This is a genomic window from Streptomyces sp. Y7 (assembly GCF_043195415.1).
Lineage (GTDB): Bacteria > Actinomycetota > Actinomycetes > Streptomycetales > Streptomycetaceae > Streptomyces.
Genome location: NZ_JBIDDQ010000007.1, coordinates 212,343 through 229,837 on the forward strand (window position 1 = coordinate 212,343; position 17,495 = coordinate 229,837).

Sequence of the window (17,495 nt, forward strand, 5' to 3'; positions counted from 1 at the left end):
AATTGACTGAGCTCTGCTTTACTTCAGGCATGCTCAGTGACGCACTGACGAAGGCTGGCCGCTCCGGAGCGCCCACCAGAGCGGAGAAGGTATACGCCGAGCTCCGCGGCGACATCCTCAACGGGCGCCTGGACCCCGGGGAACGGCTCCCGTTCGCCCAGCTCGGCGAGCGGTACCGGGTGAGCACCGGCGTGCTCCGGGAGGTCCTCCCGAGACTCGTCGAACAGGGCCTGGTGACTTCCGAGCGACAGTTCGGATTCCGTGTCATGACGGTGTCCGAAGACGACCTGCGTCATCTCACCGAGGTCAGGATCACTATCGAGTCGCAGGCCCTGCGGCAGTCCGTCGAGCAAGGTGATCTCGCATGGCAGTCACGTCTCGTGGCGATCCATCACACGCTGGCCGCCACACCGACGGCCGACCCGTCGGGCGCCATCAACGAGGACTGGCTGCGAGCCCATGCCGAGTTCCACGCGACGCTCAACGAGGCATGCCCGAACGCCCGGCTCCGTGGGCTCGCCGACTCCCTGCGCGCGGTCTCCGAGGTCTACCGCTGCTGGTCGTGCGCCGCCACCGACAGTGCCGGCCGGGATGTCGCGGGCGAACACCGCCGGATCCTGGACGCCGCTCTCGCCAGCGACGCCGACCGTGCCGTCGCGGAACTGACCGCGCACATCCAGCGCACAACGGACGCGCTCCTGGCATCCCGTGGCGCCACCGCTCCGGACGAGGAGCACGGCCGCTAGACAGACACACGAGGAGGGTGACGGCAGGTGCCCGAGCGAGATCTGCTGTGGAAGCCGAGTGACGACGTCATCGCCGCTTCCAACCTGACGAAGTTCGCCCGCTGGCTGCGAACCCGGCGCGGCATCGACGTGGACGACTACCAGCGCCTGTGGCAGTGGTCGGTCCGCGACCTGGAGGGATTCTGGGGCGCGCTCTGGGAGTTCTTCGACATCAGTGCCTCAGCCCCGCCCAGCGCGGTGCTCGCCGACCGGGCCATGCCCGGTGCCACCTGGTTCCCCGGCTCACGCCTCAACTACGCCGAACACGTCTTCCGGGCGGCCGACCCCGAGCGTCCCGCCCTGATCGCCGTCGACGAGAACGGCCGCCGTACCGACTGGTCGTGGGCGGAACTGAGGCGGCGAACGGCGGCGCTCGCGGCACACTTCCGCGAGCTCGGCGTCCGGCCGGGCGACCGGGTCGTCGGCTACCTCCCGAACATCCCCCAGGCCGTCGTCGCCTTCCTCGCCACGGCCAGTGTCGGTGCCGTGTGGTCCTCCTGCGGCCAGGACTTCGCCCCGGCGAGCGCCATCGACCGCTTCGTCCAACTGGAACCGGTAGTGCTGATCACAGCGGACGGCTACCTCTACGGCGGACGCCGGCAGGACCGCCGATCCGCCCTCGACGAGCTCAGGACCAGCTTGCCGACCCTGCGCGGGACCGTCCTCGTGGACAACCTCGGGCTGCGGTACGACTTCACCGACACCACCGTGGCCTGGGAGGAGGCCACAGGAAGCGAGGCGGAACTGGCCTGTGCTCCCGTGGCTTTCGACCACCCGCTCTGGGCGCTGTTCTCCTCCGGCACGACCGGCAAACCCAAGGGCATCGTCCACGGTCACGGCGGCATCCTGCTGGAGCACCTCAAGTTCACCGTCCTGCACCTGGACCTCAGGCCCGGTGACCGATTCCTCTGGTACACCACGACGAGCTGGATGGTGTGGAACGTCCTGGTCTCCGGTCTGCTCTCCGGCGCGACGATCGTGCTCTACGACGGCAGCCCGGCCCACCCGGGGACCGACAGGCTCTGGCAGGTCGCCGACGACTGCGAGGTGTCGGTCCTCGGTGTGAGCGCCGGATACCTGCTGGCCTGCGAGAAGAGCGGCGTCCAGCCGGCTGCGCACTACGAGCTCGCCGCACTGCGGTCGGTGAACTCGACCGGCTCGCCACTGCCGGAGTCGGGCTTCCGATGGGTCCGCGACAACGTCAGCGCCGTCGTCCCGGTGGTCTCCGCGAGCGGCGGCACCGACACGTGCTCGGCGTTCGTCGGCGGCGCTCCCTGGCTGCCCGTGCGGGCGGGCGAGATCCCCGCGCCCTGCCTCGGTGCTGCCGTGGCGGCCTGGAACGAGGCCGGGCAGCCGGTGGTGGACCAGGTCGGCGAACTGGTGATCACCGAACCGATGCCCTCCATGCCGCTCCACTTCTGGAACGACGAGGACGGGGCCCGCTACCGGGACGCCTACTTCGGCACGTACCCGGGAGTCTGGCGCCACGGCGACTGGATCACCGTCACCTCCCACGGCGGCATCGTCGTCCACGGGCGTTCCGACGCGACCCTGAACAGGATGGGCGTCCGGCTGGGCAGTGCCGAGATCTACCAGGCGGTCGAATCCCTGCCCGAGGTGCTGGAGTCACTCGTCGTCGGCGTCGAGGAACCCGACGGCGGCTACTGGATGCCGATGTTCGTGGCCCTGGCGCCGGACGCGCGGCTCGACGACAGTCTTCGCGCGCGCATCGAGGAGGCCATCCGCACCCAGGCGTCACCCCGGCATGTGCCGGACGAGATCGTCCGGGTGCCGGCCGTTCCACACACCCTGACCGGGAAGCGGCTGGAAGTGCCGGTCAAGAAGATCCTGCTCGGCACTCCGGCAGCCTCGGCCGTCAACGCCGGCAGTGTCGACCAGCCCGAACTCCTGGCGCTGTACGCCGAGTTGGCTGCCGAACGCCGAAGGGGCGCGCGGCTCGGCGACGGAGCTGCACCCGCCGATCACGACGAACGTTGAACAGCTCGCCCGACAAGCGAGGTACGACGGTGGGGGTCACCCGAGCGGGCAATGGCCCTCAGTGTGCACTGACCTGCCACGAGCGGGACGGCCGGCCCGGCGCGGTCTACTCGCCCATCCGGACCAGCCGGTCGACGAGGATCTGCCAACTGTCGGACAGTCGCTGGACGAGCGGGGCTGTGTCCATCTGCCCGGCCATGGACAGGTAGAGCAGGACGGGGCCCTCCAGGGCCGCGGTGAGCTGGAGCGAAAGGCTGTCAATGTCCTCGACGTCCAACCGGGCCCGACCCAGCAGCATGCGGAGGTGCACCCTGGACATGCTGGACTCGCCCGCGGGGACCGGCCGGCTCCTGTCGAGCGCGGCACGGGCGATCATGTGGCGATCGAGCAGGAATGCGATCCTGGCCCGCCCGTAGGCCGTCAGGCGTTCACGCGGTCCCGCCCCCGGGCCCAGAGGCGGCGGACCGGAGAGCACCTCCTGCTGAAAGCGGCGCTCGTCGTCATCGAGGAGCGCGTGGAAGATCCCCGCGCGGGTGCCGAACCGGCGGAAGACGGTCCCCTTGCCCAGCCCAGCCCGCTCGGCCAGACCGTCCATGGTGACCTTCTCCACACCCACTTCGGCGATCATCGCACGGGCCGTGTCGAGCAGGTGCTGCCGATTGCGTGCCGCATCGGCCCGCTCCCCACGGCGACGCCCGAGGTCAAGTAGAGCTTCAGCCACGGGTACAGACTATGCCGGAACCTAAGCGGGGTGAAGTCCGCTTATGCTTGCCCTGTACATACGGCAGCCCCCAGCCGAATGGAGTGACGAGAATGCGCATGAACGGAGTTCGCGACCGAGGCGTCGCGCTCGCCCCGACCAAGGTCGACCGGCTCGATCTGTCGAACCGTCGGCTGGTCGTCGTCGGCGGGACGAACGGGCTCGGCCAGGCCATCGGCCAGCAGGCCCTGGCGCGAGGCGCCGAGGTCCTGGTGGTCGGACGAACGTTCCGCGACGCTCCACACGAGCGATTGACCTTCGTGAAGGCCGACCTGGCGTCAATGCGCGAGGCTGTCCGTCTCGGCCGGGAGCTTCCCGTCGAGGGAAGCGACGTCGTCCTGTTCACCCTCGGCATCTCGGCGACCAAGGTCCGCGGGGAAACCGACGAACGTATTGAGATGGACATGGCGGTCAGCTACCTGAGCCGGTTCGCGGTCCTGCAGGGGCTCGCCGCCAGGCTCGGCACCGAACGCCCGGACGGCGCTCCGGAACCCCGCGTATTCGTCATGGGCGCTCCTGGAACGGGAGTCCTCGGCGATCCGGACGACCTGAACTCCGACGGCCCCTACCGAGCGCTTCGCGCCCACATGAACACCGTCGCCGCCAATGAGGCGCTCGTACTAAGGGGCGCCGACCGGCTGCCCGGCCCGGCGTACTTCGGGCTGAACCCGGGTCTCATCAAGACCGATATCCGGTCCAACTTCCTGGGCGAGGGCAGTCTCACGCACCGGTTCACCGAGACCCTCATCGGCATCGCGGGACAGTCCCCGCAAACCTACGCCGGGCGGATCGTGCCGCTTCTGTTCGCCGAGGAACTGGAAGGACGGACCGGTCTCCTCTTCAACAACAAGGCGCGACCGGTCCTCTCGTCCCGCGGATTCGACAGTGCTCGCGCCGACCGCTTCCTGACAGCCTCGGACACGCTGCTGCAGCGCGCGCTGCATTGAGAGGGCGGTATGTGACGTGATGCCGCGTTTGTTGTCGCAAGGGCGACCCGAGCCTGGTGGTGCTCGACACCAAGAGCCTGCACGTGGCCGTCGGGGTGCCCGCCGCCACCACCGGAAGGGACGCGGCAAAAAAAGTCCCAGGCCGCAAGCGCGGCCTGGCAGTTGATGCTCCAGTGCCAGAGCGTGGACCTGCTCCGATATTCCCATCTGGGCCCACTCTTGGACGCGGCGCCGGATCGTGCGGTCTGAGCACCCGGGCCTGGAGAGCCGCGATCCGGCGTCGGTGACAGCCCAGCGGGTGGGTCGGCGCGTACTCGTCCCGTACGGGCAGGAGTGCGGCGAACTGGTCCCACAGGGGTTCGAGCAGGCAAGATGGGACAGCAGGCACGGGCCCTCCGGTGATCACTGAGCGTAGAGGGGCACACCCGAGGAACTGGCCGTCCGGGAGGCCGTGTTCACCGGGGCTGGGGTCACCCGGATCGTCGACAACGCCTTCTCGCTCGCCGCCCGCCGCAGCGGCAGGCTCACCTCGGCGACCAAGTCCAACGGCATCATCCACACCATGTCGTTCTGGGACGAGCTGGTCGCCGAGCGCGCCGCCGGCCACCCCCGTGTCACCTGGTACCAGGAGCAGCGACGCGCTGGCCGCCAAGTTCGTGCTCGACCCCGCCCGCTTCGACGTGGTCGTCGCCTCCAACCTCTTCGGCGACATCCTCAGCGACCTCGCGGCCGCCGTGGCCGGCTCGATCGGCATCGCCGCTTCCGCGAGCCTCAACCCCGAGCGGGAGCTCCCGTCGATGTTCGAGCCGGTGCACGGCTCAGCCCCCGACATCGCGGGCCGGGGCATCGCCAACCCGCTGGGCGCGATCGGCTCGGCGGCCCTGATGCTCGACCACCTCGGCCACCCCGAGGCCGCCAAGGACATCGACGACGCCATCGCCGCCGTGCTGACCAAGTCGGACGTCCGCACCCGCGACCTGGACGGTACGGCGACCACCGACGCGTTCACGGAGAAGCTGCTCGAACTCCTCTGACGTGCACGTCGGGATCATGCGGCCGAGAGCACTCGGGCCCCGCGCACCAGGGCGGATCGCCACCGTCCCCCCTGCGGACCGGGCGGGCGGCCTACGCCATGACCATGGTGGCGTACGGGCATGGGAGCACGGCAGGCCACCGCTCGGCCGGAGACCGCTGAGACCAACGGGTCTCCGGGGCCGCCCGCGCGGACCAGCAGACGCCGCGTGACCGTGGAACCCACCGGGCCTCCTGCCCAACCGCGGTGCGCGGACCGAAGCCGAGGGGAGCCTGATGCGGGTGAGGCCGGGCGGGGAGCGCAGGTCGCCACGGACGGCATCGGCGCGCCGGCGGGCGTAGCGCGGCGGATGGCGGATGGTGCATCGGCCGGGGCTGCATACGGCCTGCCGGTCCGGCGGGTTACCGGCACCCGCGATGGCCGCTTCATGTCTACCGATCGGGTTCGAGACAGCACGCGTCCCAGTACGGGGTTGAGTGCGAAGCCGAGCCGCTCCTGGAGGCACGACTGCTCGCAGCCGCGTTGCTACCGCAGTGTCTCGCCGCCGTCCAGGGTGAGGATCTGGCCCGTGATGTAGTTGTTGGCCATCAGGAACAGGGCGCCGGCGGCGGCTTCCTGGGCGGTGCCGACGCGGCCGAGGGGGACGGCCGAGCCGACGGTGGCGACGGCGTCGTCGGAGTCGTGGCCCGGTGCCGAGCGCAGCAGTGGGGTGTCGATGCGGCCGTAGCGGATGGCGTTCACGCGCTGCCGTGCGGGGGCCAGTTCCACGGCGAGGCCGCGGGTGAGGGCCTCCACGGCGCCGAGGGTCGCCACCCGGGCCGCCGTCCCGGGCTGCGGGCGGGCCATGAGCATTCCCGAGGTGAGGGTGAGTGAGCCGCCGGCGGGAAGCCGGGTCGCGGCCAGGCGGGCGACGGCGAAGGCCGGCCAGAGGCGGGCGTCGACGGTCGTACGGAGGTCGTCCGCCGACATTTCGCTCATGGGGAGCGTGCCGGTGCGGCCGCTCGCGGTGAGGAGTACGTGGTCGACGCGTCCGGCCGCGTCGAAGGCTTCGGTGAGGGTCTTCTCGTCCGCGGCGTCGCTGGCGATGCCCAGTACGGCGTCCTCGGAGTCCCCGTCCGCGCAGGCGTCGCGCACCTGGTCGACGGCGGTCTTCAGACGGTCGGGGTCGCGGCCGACCAGGACGACACGCGCACCGACCGAACGCAGCAGGACTCCCGCGGCGAGGCCGATGCCCGAACTGCCGCCGACGAGCACGGCGGTCGTGCCGGCAAGGGCACTCGTCAGCGGCGAGCTGACCGGGACGGGGAGTGCGGTGCTCATGGTGTCGACCTCTCGGAGGACTCGGAGGATGAAGTAGTCCGGTAATCCATCTGGTTGCAAGGAGAAGCTGCTCGGGCTCCAGCGGGCCAGGCTGTTTGGTGGCCCGGGTCCGTCCCTCGACCGATCCCGCGCAGGGGCCGAATCGGTGGAACAGATCTTCGGCCGGTACCGGGAGCATCCGGAACGGATCAGGCGGCGGACGAATGTGGCGCGGGAGGACTGCGAGGAGACCGAGGCGAGTGAGGGGGCCACAGGGCCGCAGGGCGCGTTCCACGAGCAAACGCGCGCGTCCCGCGCCGCCCAGGGCCTGCTGTTCACCGTCCTGGGCACCGCGGAGTCCGCCGCCCCCGCGGCCTTTTGGATCACGACATTGAGCCGGACGAACGCTTGAGCCGGACGAACGCGTACGGGCCGGTATCCGGAGTCCGGTTGCGGAAGGCCATGGTTTACCGGCCGGCCCGGTCCCGGAATCTTCCTTCCTCGAGAGCAGGAAACTCATGGGAGGGTGTCCGAGATTCCAGGCCCACCATGACGCCGTTACGTAATTCTCCGGTCAGTAACTCCGAAGGCGCTGATTTCCGGCCCGGCCTGCTCAGAAACCGTCGATCACGGTGCGCGCGTGGAGTATCTCGGGCGGCCCGGCGAAGAAGGGCGCCACGGCTTCGGAGAACTTGGCGAACGCCTCGGTCTTCATGAACACCTCGGTGTGGTGCTCCAGCGACTCCCACAGGATGCCGAGCAGGGCCACGTCCTCCTTGTCGACGGCCCGGAGCAGTTTCACGTCCAGACAGCCGTCAGCCTCCTGGAGAAGAGAAAGATGCGACCGGAAGGTCGACTCGAACTCTTCCTGCTTGCCCTCGGCAACCGTCAGCTGGGTGACTTCCCAAACAGCCATTTCCTTACCTCCCGAGTTGAATGCCGCTCGAATTTGCAGCCGCGATTTGAGCGTCGAGCGCCCGTCGATCTTGCGTGCCCAGGATGCGCAGAGCTGCCATTGATAGGTGTCTATCAGAACACCCTCCGGGGGGCAAGCGGCTGGCGTGCAGACAGGACGGTAGCGCGATCATTGGTCCCGCTCGCCGGGTCGGAGCCCCGGTGACGAAAAGTGGATGGCGCGCGTCGAAATGCGACTGGCCGCCGAGGTTCCGGCGGCCCTAACCTCTAGGTACTGATAGCGAACTATCAATTGTCTGTCTCCTCCGAAGGTGCAGACAGGCTGTGCCGGCGGTCCGGACGCATCGATCGAGTCCCACTGCGCGCCGTGAACGTCGTGTCCGCGGAGCCGACCAGGTCAGACAGAGTTCAACGCGAAAGGTCAAGGATCATGACCATCTCTCAGGAGACGACGACAGAGGCCGCGGTGCGTGAGCGGGCCCGCAAGAGGGCGGCTACGCTGGCCTACTCCACCGGCTTCGGCAACGAGCACAGCAGCGAGGCCCTGGCCGGGGCACTGCCCAGGCGCAACACCCCCCAGCGCCCCCCCTACGGCCTGTACACCGAACTGCTGACCGGCACCGCGTTCACCGAGCCGCGGCAGAACACCCGGCGCACCTTGCTGTACCGCATCCGCCCGTCGGTCGCCAGCCCGCGCTTCGAGCGCACCGGCCACCCGACGCTGCTCACACCGCCCTTCACGGCTCCCGTCGAGCCGAACCTCATGTACTGGGACCCCAGGCCTGCTCCGGCCGCGGGCACCGATTTCCTCTCCGGTCTGTGGACGCTGGGCGGCAACGGTGACCCCGGCGAGCGGACCGGCATGGCCCTGCACCTGTACACCGCCGACACGTCGATGACCGACCGGGTGTTCCGCAACGCCGACGGCGAACTGCTGATCGTGCCCGAGCAGGGCGGCCTGCTCATCCACACGGAACTCGGCCTGCTGGCCGTGGAGCCGGGTGAGCTCGTGCTGATCCCGCGGTCGATCGCGTTCCGGGCCGAGATCCTGGGCGCGGCCAAGGGCAACGACGAGCCCGGGTTCGTCCGCGGGTACGTGGTCGAGAACTTCGGTGCGCCGTTCTCCCTCCCGGAGCTCGGCGTCGTCGGTACCACCGGCATGGCCAACCCCCGCGACTTCCGGACCCCGGCCGCCGCCTACGACGACTCCGAGCGGCCGGTCGAGGTGGTCCACAAGGTCGCCGGGAACCTCTGGAGCGCCACTTACGACCACTCGCCGCTGGACGTGGTCGCCTGGCACGGCAACAGCGTCCCCTACGTCTTCGACATGCGCGACTTCCAGCTCATGGGCTCGGTCAACTTCGACCACCCGGATCCCTCGCGTTTCACGGCGCTGACGTCGACGACCGCCACGCCCGGCCTGAACAACATCGATTTCACCATCCTCCCTCCGGAGTGGGCCGTCCAGGAGGACACCTTCCGCCCGGCGTATTTCCACCGCAACATAAGCACCGAGTTCGTCGGTGTCATCGAGACATATGCGCATGTTTGGCCGAAGGGCATTTCGGCGCTGACCCAAATGCTGACCCCGCACGGACCGGGATCAGACGTCTGGCAGGCCGCCACCAACGACGACCTCAAGTCCCCGTTCCGCGTCGAAGGACTGCTCGTCCTTATTGAAACGCTGCGGCCGATCTACCTCACCGACCAGGCCGTCCAGGCGGTCGGCACCACCGACGACGAGACGCTGAGCGGTGACAACACCCTCCAGAGCAACTTCCGCTACTGAGGATTCACATCACGCGAAGGTGAAGTGCCATGAGTTCGTACCGTGTGGGCCTGCTGGTGCCCAGTTCCAACACGACGATGGAGACGGAAGTCCCCGAAGTGCTGCGGCGGGTCGCGGGAGTGACCGGTGACCGGTTCACGTTCCACTCCAGCCGGATGCGGATGAAGACGGTCACCGCGGAGGAACTCGCCGCGATGAACGCCGACTCCGACCGCGCGGCCGTCCTGCTGGCCGACGCGGCCGTGGACGTGATGGCCTACGCCTGCCTGGTCGCGATCATGGCCCAGGGCCGGGGCGTGCACCGCGAGATCGAAAAAAGGCTCACCAAGACCGCGGCGGACGCGGGCGACCCCGTCGACGTCGTCTCCAGCGCCGGGGCCCTGGTGGCCGGCCTGCACCACCTCGGGGCGCGCAAGGTCTCCATCATCACCCCGTACATGAAGCCGCTGACCGCGCTGGTGGCCGACTACATCGAGGCCGAGGGCGTCGAGGTCCAGGACGCGATCAGCCTGGAGGTGGAGGACAACCTGGCCGTCGGCCGCCTCGACCAGACCCAGCTGCCGGAGATCGCCGGCCGTCTCGACACGCGCGGGGTGGACGCGGTGGTGCTCAGCGCCTGCGTGCAGATGCCGTCCCTGCAGGCCATTCCCGCCGCCGAGAAGGTCGTGGACCTGCCGGTGGTCACCACCGCCACCGCCACCGCCTGGCAGGTGCTGGCCTCCCTCGGCACCCACACCCCGGTTCCGGACTCCGGTGCGTTGTTCCGTGGCTGAGTTCAAGCCAGGCGACCGCATCGACGTGAAGGACAACCCAATGAAAGGTATGAGGACCAGTGACTGAACAGAAGAAAATCACCCCCGACGGAACGTCGGGCGTTGCCCTGATCGATTTCGCTGCCCTGCCCGTCGGGACGGAGACGACGATCCTCTCGTTCATTGCCGACGACAATGCCGGCTCCCGCGGGATCCTCTACGCCCGGGGCGGTGAGCGGACCGTGGTAGTCGGCTCGCATCCCCGGGGCGACATGATGCAGCACTATGCGGCTCCGGCGGTCCTGGAGGCCGGATACGCGTTCTACGTCCACCTGCCCCGGAGCCTGAACAACGACGTCGACATCGAGCACGAGCGGCTGGTGCTCGACCTCGCGGCCGGGCTGAGCCACCTGAGGAACGAGCGGGGCTTCGAGAAGATCGTGCTGCTCGGCAACAGCGGCGGCGCATCGATGGTGACGTTCTACCAGCAGCAGGCGACCACGCCCCCGCCGGGACGCCTGACGGACACCGCGTCCGGGGACCCGCTGGACCTCAACGCGGCGGACATCCCCGCCGCGGACGGGGTGGTCCTGCTCGCCGCGCACCCGGGCCAGGGTTCGTTCCTTCTGAACGCCATCGATCCGTCGGTGATCGACGAGGACGATGCGGTGCTGGCGGATCCGGAGCTGGACATGTACAACCCGGCCAACGGGTTCCGCCCCCTCCCGGAGGCGAGCAAGTACTCCGAGGAGTTCCTGGAGCGTTACCGGGCCGCCCAGCACGCCCGCGTCGCCCGCTTGGACGCGAAGGCCCACGCGCTGATCGCCGAGCAGAAGCGCTACAAGGAGCAGATGCAGGCGCCGGGCTTCGCGGACCTGCCGCAGGAGGAACAGGCCTACATCACCCGTCGTGCGCTGGCCGGCCAGCACATGATCGTCCACCGGACCGAGGCCAACCCGGCGTACACGGACACGAGCCTGCACGCCTGGAAGTCCACCCGGCCGCCCGGCTCGATCCTCGGGCCCCGCCCGGACCAGATCAACTACGCGCGCGGTGGGTTCGGCCGGATCGCCACGCCGCGCGCGTGGCTGAGCACCTGGTCGGGGCTGTCGACCCGGGCCAGCACCGCCGGAAACCTGAAGGCACTCCACGAGCCGCTCCTCGTGGTCAATTTCACGCGGGACAGCGTCGGCTTCGCCGACGACAACAAGGCACAGTTCGACGCCACCCCGGCCCAGGACAAGACCATGGACTTCGTGGACACCGACCACTTCGCCTCCGACCCCGCGAAGCGGAAAGAGGCACTCCAACTCGTCGTCGACTGGCTCGCCCCGCGTTTCCCCGCGGCGAGCAAGGCGTGAGCGATCCCTCCGGTCACCGACTCGGCGGACCCAGGAACCTGGAGACAGACGTGAAGCACTTCGCCGTGACGCTCGACTTCGTCGAAGGAGCCCCCGCCCCGGAGGTGGGCCGGGCGCAGGGGAAGTGGCTGACCGAGCTGTACGAGCAGAACGTCCTCATGCTCTCGGGCGGATTCACCGACGGCGCTGGTGGCATGGCGATCCTGCGCGCCGACTCCCTCGAAGCCGTCCAGGACCTGTATCAGGACAGCCCCATCGTCCGCGACGGCGGCGCTACCTTCGACGTGCGAGAGTGGAACGTCGTGTTCGGACTGACGCGGCAGAGCTGACCGTGGCATTGCGTGGCGGCCCGTCAGTCCGTGGGGCGGGCCGTCTCCGCCTGGCCAGACAGCGATCGCATTTTTTCCGATGAAGGTTTCATGGTGGGGTCCTGCTGATGTCTGTTGACGTCGATCCCGGCATCGCGCATGGTGATCGGATGGACCAGGCAGAGGCCGGGCTTCGGATTGCGTCGGCCTCCGACGCCGACGAAGCCGCAGAGGTGCTGAGCAGTGTGTACAGCGAGACGGTGGTCGCTGCCTCCGAGCGCGCCGGGCTGCGGTTGTCCCTGCGGAGCCTGAACTTGTCAGCGGTCAAGGTCGTCGATTTCTCGATCACGGCTTCGACGGTGACGGCTCAGCCGGCGTCGTTCTACTCGTTGCCGATGGTTCTGGAGGGACGGCTGGATCAGACGATCGGCGGTGACGCCAGGCAGGTTCCACAGGGGTGGGGGACGGTAAATCCGCCCGGCACGAAGGTGCGGTTCGACTACGGCGCGCGCTCCTCCAAGATCCTCTCGGTGGTGCTCGATGCGGTGGCGCTTGAGGATGAACTCTCCGTCATGCTGGGCCACGTCGTGAAGCCGCCGATCCGATTCCGTACGGATTCCCCGCTGCCGCACGGGTCCGGCGGTCACTTCCTGAACGCCTTGCGGCTTTTGCAGTCACAGCCCGTGGGGCTCGCGGCCATGGCGGAGAACCCGGTGATGGCACGGCACTTGAGCAGGGTGGTGATGGCCGGCGTTCTGCTGGAGTTCCCGCACAACTTCTCGGAGGCGCTGGCCCGTCCGGCCGGTTTCCAGGGACCGCGGTCCATCAGAGTCGTGGTCGAGGAGATCGAGGCCGACCCGCTCAGGTTCACCAGCGTCGCCGATCTCGCGGAGCTGGCCAACCTGAGCGTACGCGCACTCGAGAACGCCTTCCGCTCGCATCTCGGCACCTCGCCGATGCGCTACGTGCGGGGTGTGCGTATGGCACGCGTCCACGAGGAGCTCACGCGGAGCGACCCGGACGAGGTGACGGCCACCACGATCGCTCACCGTTGGGGCTTCGGCCACTACGCCCGTTTCACGGCCGAGTACCGCGCGCGCTACGGATGCTCGCCGGCCCAGACATTGCGATCGAGGTAGCGACACCGGCGGGCCGGCGGGCCCGGCACACCGATGACGTCAACGCTGCCCGATCTCAGGGACGGCGATGATGAGTCCGCACCACGCGGCGAACGAGGCGTGGACGCCTGATGCATGTGTACGGCTTCACCGCCCGCTCCCGTGTGCCATCGCGGGGCCGGCGCGATCCGCGCAACAGATGCTGATACATCCCGTAACTACGAAGCGTCGACGAAAACTGGATTCATCGCGTAGGTCCACCGGATCACGGAAAGGTCTGGAATCCGGTGGCCCGCGGCACCCTGCTCACTTGCCGCGTCGAAAGGGATCGATGACGGCTTCGGCCGGTGGAAGCGGCTCGGTCGGCGTCATCGTCAAAGACTCCAGCACCAGCGCCAGGTAACGCCTCCATCCGTCACTGTCCTGACGGAACGTCGGCACGACTGCCAGCAGCATGCAGAGGATCCGGAACGTGTCCTTCTCCGGGTCGAGATCCGCTCGCATCAGGCCCTGCTTCTGCGCCCGGCAGATCATACGGCTCACCGGATCCAGAAACGTCGACTGGAGGATTTCCAGAGTGATGCCCGCCGGGAAGGAAACCCCGCTGTGACTTGCCGAACTCAAACCCGCTTCGAAGGCGATGAGGAACCCTTCTCGGGGGTCCGGTTCACGCTCCGCCCTGGCCATGGCCGGAGCCAGATCGGCCTCGAAGATGTCCATGACGACCCCACGAAGAAGATTGTCTCGCGTGGGGAAACGTCGGTAAAGAGTAGCCACCCCGAGACCTGCCGCCCGGGCGACATCCTCCGCGGTTGCCTGGGGGTTTTCTCGGAATACCACACGGCCGGCGTCGAGGATGCGCCGGATATTCCTGGCCGCGTCACCGCGCAATGAAGGGCGATTGGTATCAGAGGTATTCTTCTTATTCTCGTCCCTGGGCATGGTCGCCAGGTTAGCAGAGTCGAGCGGCTTCGACGCGGTCTCCCCGTACCCCGAGCTGGGTATCCGGCGGGTCCATCGCAACCAATAATTACCTATCGGTTGCTCACGATCGAGCAATCAATAGGCAACTATCAGTAGTGTGGGGAATGATCGACGGCTTTTTCGTGCCCGGCCCGCACGTGCGACACACCCCGCATGTACGGCACTCAGCCGCGCCGCCGCCTACGCCCCGTCACCCTCTCCGTCCTCGCTCCGTGCGGCGAGAAGGACGGCGTCGTGGGGAGCGAGGACTGGCGCCCGTACGCCGAGTCGTGCACCGGCGGCCGAGTTCATCACCGATCAACCGGCCCCGCCCACGGTTGGCTGACCTCTCACTTCGAGGGAGGCGACGGTGCGACCTTCTTCCGACCGGTCACCATGCTCGTCGCCGCGCCGCGGACCCTGGTGCACACGGTGATGACCGTCTTGACCTCGGTTCCCCCGCGTGCCGTGCCGTTCACCACCGACGGCGCCTCCTCCAGCGGGACCCGGGTGATCGGCGGCGGCTGGACAACCCAGGTGCGCGCCGGTGACGACCGCGTCCGCGACGCGGTCGAGGAGGTGGCCGGAGGCAGGCAGCACGAAGTTGGTCCCGGTGACGCCCATGGCCTCCAGGGCCGGTACATCGGCCTTGAACCTCGTCGTGACGGCGGAGCCACCAGGGCGGACCCGCTTGGCGAGCGCGGCGCAGCAGCTGCACGGCGGTTACGGCTACGCCGAGGAGTGCGCCGTGCCCTGACGCGAGGCCGGCGGCCAGTGTCCGGGGTCCAGGACACCCTCGACGTACGCACGGGCGACGAGCGCCGGCTTGCCGGACACGCCCCAGCGCCGGGACATGTGTTTGAGGTGATAGTTGACGCCGTCCGGCGTCAGGCCGAGGAGCGAGGCAATCTGCGCGGTCGTGGCGCCTCCGGCGGTCAGCGCGAGGATACGGCTCTCGGTCTCGGTCACCCTGCCGGCAGGCGAAACCGGGCTGGGCTGGTCCGGGGCCGCGATCTCCGCCTGCACGGTGAGCAGTAGCTTCGGCTCGCCGGGCGTGGCGTCCTCGATCATCTCCACGATCATCTCGCCTCGGCGCTCGACACCTCGGGCGGTGGTCCAGCGGACAGAAACGGGATACCGCGACCGGCGGTGCAGTCGGACGGCCTCCTCGATCGAGCGCAACTGGGCCGGCGTCTCGGGGCGCAGGAAGCCGCAGACAGCGCTGCCACGCAGCGACCCGGCCAGCAGGCCCCACTCGGCGGCCCACGCGGCGTTGGCCCACAGGATGATGCCCTGGTCGGTACAGATCGCCACCAACATCGGGAGCCGGTCGAAGAGATCGCTGAACAGGTTGCGCCAGAACAGGGCCGAGGCCGAGTCCGGCTGTGGCGGACTCGGAAGGTCGACCGGCGAGTGCTCCCCGTCTACCCGTTCCATGTGCCTCCTCGTCATGGCGCTTCGCTCGGTCATCGGTCCGGCGGACGGCAAGCCCCCGGGCCGCAGCACCGGCTACCAATTCTGGTAGTTGAGGGGCGATCGGGGTGGCCGGCATCACGCGAAACTTGGGGGCACGCCGATCGAGTGGTCTTCGAGATCCCTGCCCGGAGCGAGGCCCCCCTGTGACCGAGCTTTCGCGGGGCGATCGCCGGCCGGCGACGCCTGGGGATCGCGGCCGAGCCGGTCTCCCCCTGACCCTGTGTTGTCTGGTATGCGACGTACAAGAGGAGATCGCCTTATGGTCGGTGACATCGAGGGCGCGCAGCTTGAGGCGGAGGCGCTCGGAGAGGCGCTGCGGGAGCCGGCGGGGCGGCCGGTTCTGCTCAGGGCCGGGGCTGTCATCACTCTCGATCCCGCCCTCGGGAACCTTGTCGGTGACGTCCTGATCGATGGTGCCGAAATCGTCGCGGTCGGGCCGGATCTGAAGGAGAGGGCCGGCGAGTACGCCATCGTGGTGGACGCGCGGGACATGATCGTCATTCCGGGGCTCGTCGATTCCCACCTGCATGCCTGGGCGGGGCAGTTGCGGGGGATCAGCTCGGACCTGGACTTCAATACGTACATGGGTCTCGTCCACATGAAGGTCGCTCCCGGGTACCGACCAGACGACATGTACACGGGGAATCTCCTCTCCGCGCTCGTCGCACTCGACGGCGGTGTGACGACGATCCTGGACAACTCGCACAACGCCCGCACTCTCGACCACATGACCGCCGCGGTGGAGGGCCTGACGGCGGCGGGCATCCGCGCGGTGCACGCCAGCGCGCCTCCCGTGGACGGGTCCGTCGCCCTTGCCGACTGGACCCGCGACCTCGAGCGCCTCAGCGAACGCTACTTCGCGAGCGAGGACCAGCTGCTCACGCTCCGGGTCATGGACCTGTCGGCGTCCGAGGACCTCTGGAGGTACGCCCGCGACCACGATCTGTGGGTCACGACCGAGATGGGCTCGTACATCACTCACCTCGGCGACCTGGCGCGTGCGGGGCTGCTCACCGAGAAGCACACCTTCAACCACTGCCTCACCCTTCCCGACGACGACTGGAGGCGCATCGCCGACGCGGGGGCGGCGGTCAACCTGTGCGCCCGTTCGGACGCCCACTTCGGTCTGGGGCAGGCAGTGCCACCGGTCGACCAGGCGCTGTCGGTGGGGCTCGTGCCGGGACTGAGCACGGACAACGAGACGGTGTATCTCACCGACATGCTCACCGAGATGCAGCACCTGGTCACGCTGCACCGGGGTCACACCTTCGCGCGCCTGGCGGCAGGCGAGCAGGCGTCGCAGCTGACGGCGGAGCAGGTCCTCGGGTTCGCCACCGTGGGCGGTGCCGCCAACTGCGGACTCGGTGACCGGATCGGTTCCCTGACGCCCGGAAAGCAGGCGGACGTGGTGCTCCTGCGGCGGACAGATCTCAACACCGCCGTGTCGACCAACGCGTTCGTGACCCTGATCGGCCTCGCCAACCGCGGCAACGTCGATTCCGTCTTCGTCGCCGGCCGGGTGCGGAAGTGGCGCGGGCACCTGGTCGGTCAAGACGTCCCGCGTATGGTGGCCGCCGCCGAGGCTTCACGCTCCCGGCTCATGGACGAACTGGGCCTGCGCGCCGACACGTTCGCGCAGCTGAGAACGGAGTGAGCGTGATGGCCGACTTCTACGAAGCCCGGCTGAACGATGTCCTGGACGTGCTGGAGATGGTGTGGGCCAGGGTTCACATCGACCCGCACGCGGAAACACCTCTCCTTCCCCGCCGCCCGTATCGGGGGCAGGCTCGTCCAACGTCCCCGGCCGCTCGTCCGCCTGTCCGCCTTCACCCGGTCTCCCAGCGCAGGGGCGGGCCCGCCGGGCGGACGTAGTCTTCGTGGATTTCGGCCACCTGGTGGACCAGGGTGTGGACCGGGCACTGGACATGCTTCAGCGAATGCCGGAACCAGTCGTTGACCCTTCCCAGCGCCCGCCGTTGACGTCGCCCGCT

14 protein-coding genes and 3 pseudogenes are annotated in these 17,495 nt (G+C 68.7%); 11 read left to right on the forward strand and 6 right to left on the reverse strand.

Going from position 1 to position 17,495, the window contains the following annotated elements; all coding sequences use genetic code 11:
• Nucleotides 1–29 precede the first annotated feature (29 nt).
• Together ACGFW6_RS20415 and ACGFW6_RS20420 are read left to right on the forward strand one after the other, a co-directional pair.
• Nucleotides 30–746 (forward strand): GntR family transcriptional regulator, encoded by a 717-nt coding sequence (locus tag ACGFW6_RS20415; RefSeq protein ID WP_393511470.1) that lies wholly within the window; start codon nt 30–32, stop codon nt 744–746.
• Nucleotides 747–773: 27 nt separating this feature from the next.
• Nucleotides 774–2,783 (forward strand): acetoacetate--CoA ligase, encoded by a 2,010-nt coding sequence (locus tag ACGFW6_RS20420; RefSeq protein WP_393511473.1) that lies wholly within the window; start codon nt 774–776, stop codon nt 2,781–2,783.
• 106 nt (nt 2,784–2,889) lie between these two features.
• Here the strand turns inward: ACGFW6_RS20420 and ACGFW6_RS20425 are convergent, their stop codons facing one another.
• Complete coding sequence (locus tag ACGFW6_RS20425; RefSeq protein ID WP_393511476.1) at nt 2,890–3,504, reverse strand: TetR/AcrR family transcriptional regulator; 615 nt, start codon at nt 3,502–3,504, stop codon at nt 2,890–2,892.
• Nucleotides 3,505–3,602: 98 nt separating this feature from the next.
• Here ACGFW6_RS20425 and ACGFW6_RS20430 point away from each other — a divergent pair, with 98 nt between their 5' ends.
• Nucleotides 3,603–4,490, forward strand: a complete 888-nt coding sequence (locus ACGFW6_RS20430; protein WP_393511479.1) for an SDR family NAD(P)-dependent oxidoreductase — start codon at nt 3,603–3,605, stop codon at nt 4,488–4,490.
• 35 nt (nt 4,491–4,525) lie between these two features.
• A pseudogene (locus ACGFW6_RS20435) lies at nt 4,526–4,657 on the forward strand (IS5/IS1182 family transposase); the annotation flags it as partial.
• Nucleotide 4,658: 1 nt separating this feature from the next.
• On the opposite strand, the pseudogene ACGFW6_RS20440 reads toward ACGFW6_RS20435, so the two are convergent.
• Nucleotides 4,659–4,878: pseudogene (locus tag ACGFW6_RS20440) on the reverse strand (IS5/IS1182 family transposase); the annotation flags it as partial.
• A gap of 27 nt (nt 4,879–4,905) precedes the next feature.
• Here ACGFW6_RS20440 and ACGFW6_RS20445 point away from each other — a divergent pair.
• Nucleotides 4,906–5,524, forward strand: a pseudogene (locus ACGFW6_RS20445) (isocitrate/isopropylmalate family dehydrogenase); the annotation flags it as partial.
• Nucleotides 5,525–6,048: 524 nt separating this feature from the next.
• Here ACGFW6_RS20445 and ACGFW6_RS20450 read toward each other — a convergent pair.
• Entirely contained in the window at nt 6,049–6,843 is a 795-nt protein-coding gene (locus tag ACGFW6_RS20450) for an SDR family NAD(P)-dependent oxidoreductase (RefSeq protein WP_393511482.1), read from the reverse strand.
• Nucleotides 6,844–7,435: 592 nt separating this feature from the next.
• Nucleotides 7,436–7,738, reverse strand: coding sequence for an antibiotic biosynthesis monooxygenase family protein (locus tag ACGFW6_RS20455; protein WP_393511485.1), 303 nt, complete (start codon nt 7,736–7,738; stop codon nt 7,436–7,438).
• 429 nt (nt 7,739–8,167) lie between these two features.
• Here ACGFW6_RS20455 and ACGFW6_RS20460 point away from each other — a divergent pair, with 429 nt between their 5' ends.
• The 5 genes from ACGFW6_RS20460 (at nt 8,168) to ACGFW6_RS20480 (ending at nt 13,086) form a co-directional block, all read left to right on the forward strand.
• Nucleotides 8,168–9,526, forward strand: coding sequence for a homogentisate 1,2-dioxygenase (locus ACGFW6_RS20460; protein WP_393511488.1), 1,359 nt, complete (start codon nt 8,168–8,170; stop codon nt 9,524–9,526).
• 29 nt (nt 9,527–9,555) lie between these two features.
• A complete protein-coding gene (locus tag ACGFW6_RS20465) occupies nt 9,556–10,299 on the forward strand; it encodes an Asp/Glu racemase (protein WP_393511491.1) in 744 nt (247 codons plus the stop codon).
• A 59-nt stretch (nt 10,300–10,358) separates the two neighbouring features.
• Nucleotides 10,359–11,639: a hypothetical protein gene (locus tag ACGFW6_RS20470; protein ID WP_393511494.1), complete on the forward strand. Its 1,281-nt coding sequence runs from the start codon at nt 10,359–10,361 to the stop codon at nt 11,637–11,639.
• Between the two features lie 50 nt (nt 11,640–11,689).
• Nucleotides 11,690–11,968, forward strand: coding sequence for a YciI family protein (locus ACGFW6_RS20475; RefSeq protein WP_393511497.1), 279 nt, complete (start codon nt 11,690–11,692; stop codon nt 11,966–11,968).
• Between the two features lie 107 nt (nt 11,969–12,075).
• Nucleotides 12,076–13,086: an AraC family transcriptional regulator gene (locus tag ACGFW6_RS20480; protein ID WP_393511500.1), complete on the forward strand. Its 1,011-nt coding sequence runs from the start codon at nt 12,076–12,078 to the stop codon at nt 13,084–13,086.
• A 285-nt stretch (nt 13,087–13,371) separates the two neighbouring features.
• Here the strand turns inward: ACGFW6_RS20480 and ACGFW6_RS20485 are convergent, their stop codons facing one another.
• Together ACGFW6_RS20485 and ACGFW6_RS20490 are read right to left on the reverse strand one after the other, a co-directional pair.
• Nucleotides 13,372–14,007, reverse strand: coding sequence for a TetR/AcrR family transcriptional regulator (locus ACGFW6_RS20485; protein ID WP_393511503.1), 636 nt, complete (start codon nt 14,005–14,007; stop codon nt 13,372–13,374).
• A gap of 750 nt (nt 14,008–14,757) precedes the next feature.
• On the reverse strand, nt 14,758–15,465 hold the full coding sequence (locus ACGFW6_RS20490; protein WP_393511506.1) for a helix-turn-helix transcriptional regulator: 708 nt from the start codon (nt 15,463–15,465) through the stop codon (nt 14,758–14,760).
• Nucleotides 15,466–15,763: 298 nt separating this feature from the next.
• Here ACGFW6_RS20490 and ACGFW6_RS20495 point away from each other — a divergent pair, with 298 nt between their 5' ends.
• On the forward strand, nt 15,764–17,158 hold the full coding sequence (locus tag ACGFW6_RS20495; RefSeq protein WP_393511509.1) for an amidohydrolase family protein: 1,395 nt from the start codon (nt 15,764–15,766) through the stop codon (nt 17,156–17,158).
• Nucleotides 17,159–17,495: the final 337 nt, after the last annotated feature.

What these genes read in the sequence shown, in the direction of transcription:
- ACGFW6_RS20415 (WP_393511470.1), top strand. Translation starts at nt 30, where the DNA reads ATGCTCAGTGACGCACTGACGAAGGCTGGCCGCTCCGGAGCGCCCACC.
- ACGFW6_RS20430 (WP_393511479.1), top strand. Translation starts at nt 3,603, where the DNA reads ATGAACGGAGTTCGCGACCGAGGCGTCGCGCTCGCCCCGACCAAGGTC.
- ACGFW6_RS20450 (WP_393511482.1), bottom strand. Translation starts at nt 6,843, where the DNA reads ATGAGCACCGCACTCCCCGTCCCGGTCAGCTCGCCGCTGACGAGTGCC.
- ACGFW6_RS20455 (WP_393511485.1), bottom strand. Translation starts at nt 7,738, where the DNA reads ATGGCTGTTTGGGAAGTCACCCAGCTGACGGTTGCCGAGGGCAAGCAG.
- ACGFW6_RS20460 (WP_393511488.1), top strand. Translation starts at nt 8,168, where the DNA reads ATGACCATCTCTCAGGAGACGACGACAGAGGCCGCGGTGCGTGAGCGG.
- ACGFW6_RS20465 (WP_393511491.1), top strand. Translation starts at nt 9,556, where the DNA reads ATGAGTTCGTACCGTGTGGGCCTGCTGGTGCCCAGTTCCAACACGACG.
- ACGFW6_RS20480 (WP_393511500.1), top strand. Translation starts at nt 12,076, where the DNA reads ATGTCTGTTGACGTCGATCCCGGCATCGCGCATGGTGATCGGATGGAC.
- ACGFW6_RS20485 (WP_393511503.1), bottom strand. Translation starts at nt 14,007, where the DNA reads ATGCCCAGGGACGAGAATAAGAAGAATACCTCTGATACCAATCGCCCT.
- ACGFW6_RS20490 (WP_393511506.1), bottom strand. Translation starts at nt 15,465, where the DNA reads ATGGAACGGGTAGACGGGGAGCACTCGCCGGTCGACCTTCCGAGTCCG.
- ACGFW6_RS20495 (WP_393511509.1), top strand. Translation starts at nt 15,764, where the DNA reads ATGGTCGGTGACATCGAGGGCGCGCAGCTTGAGGCGGAGGCGCTCGGA.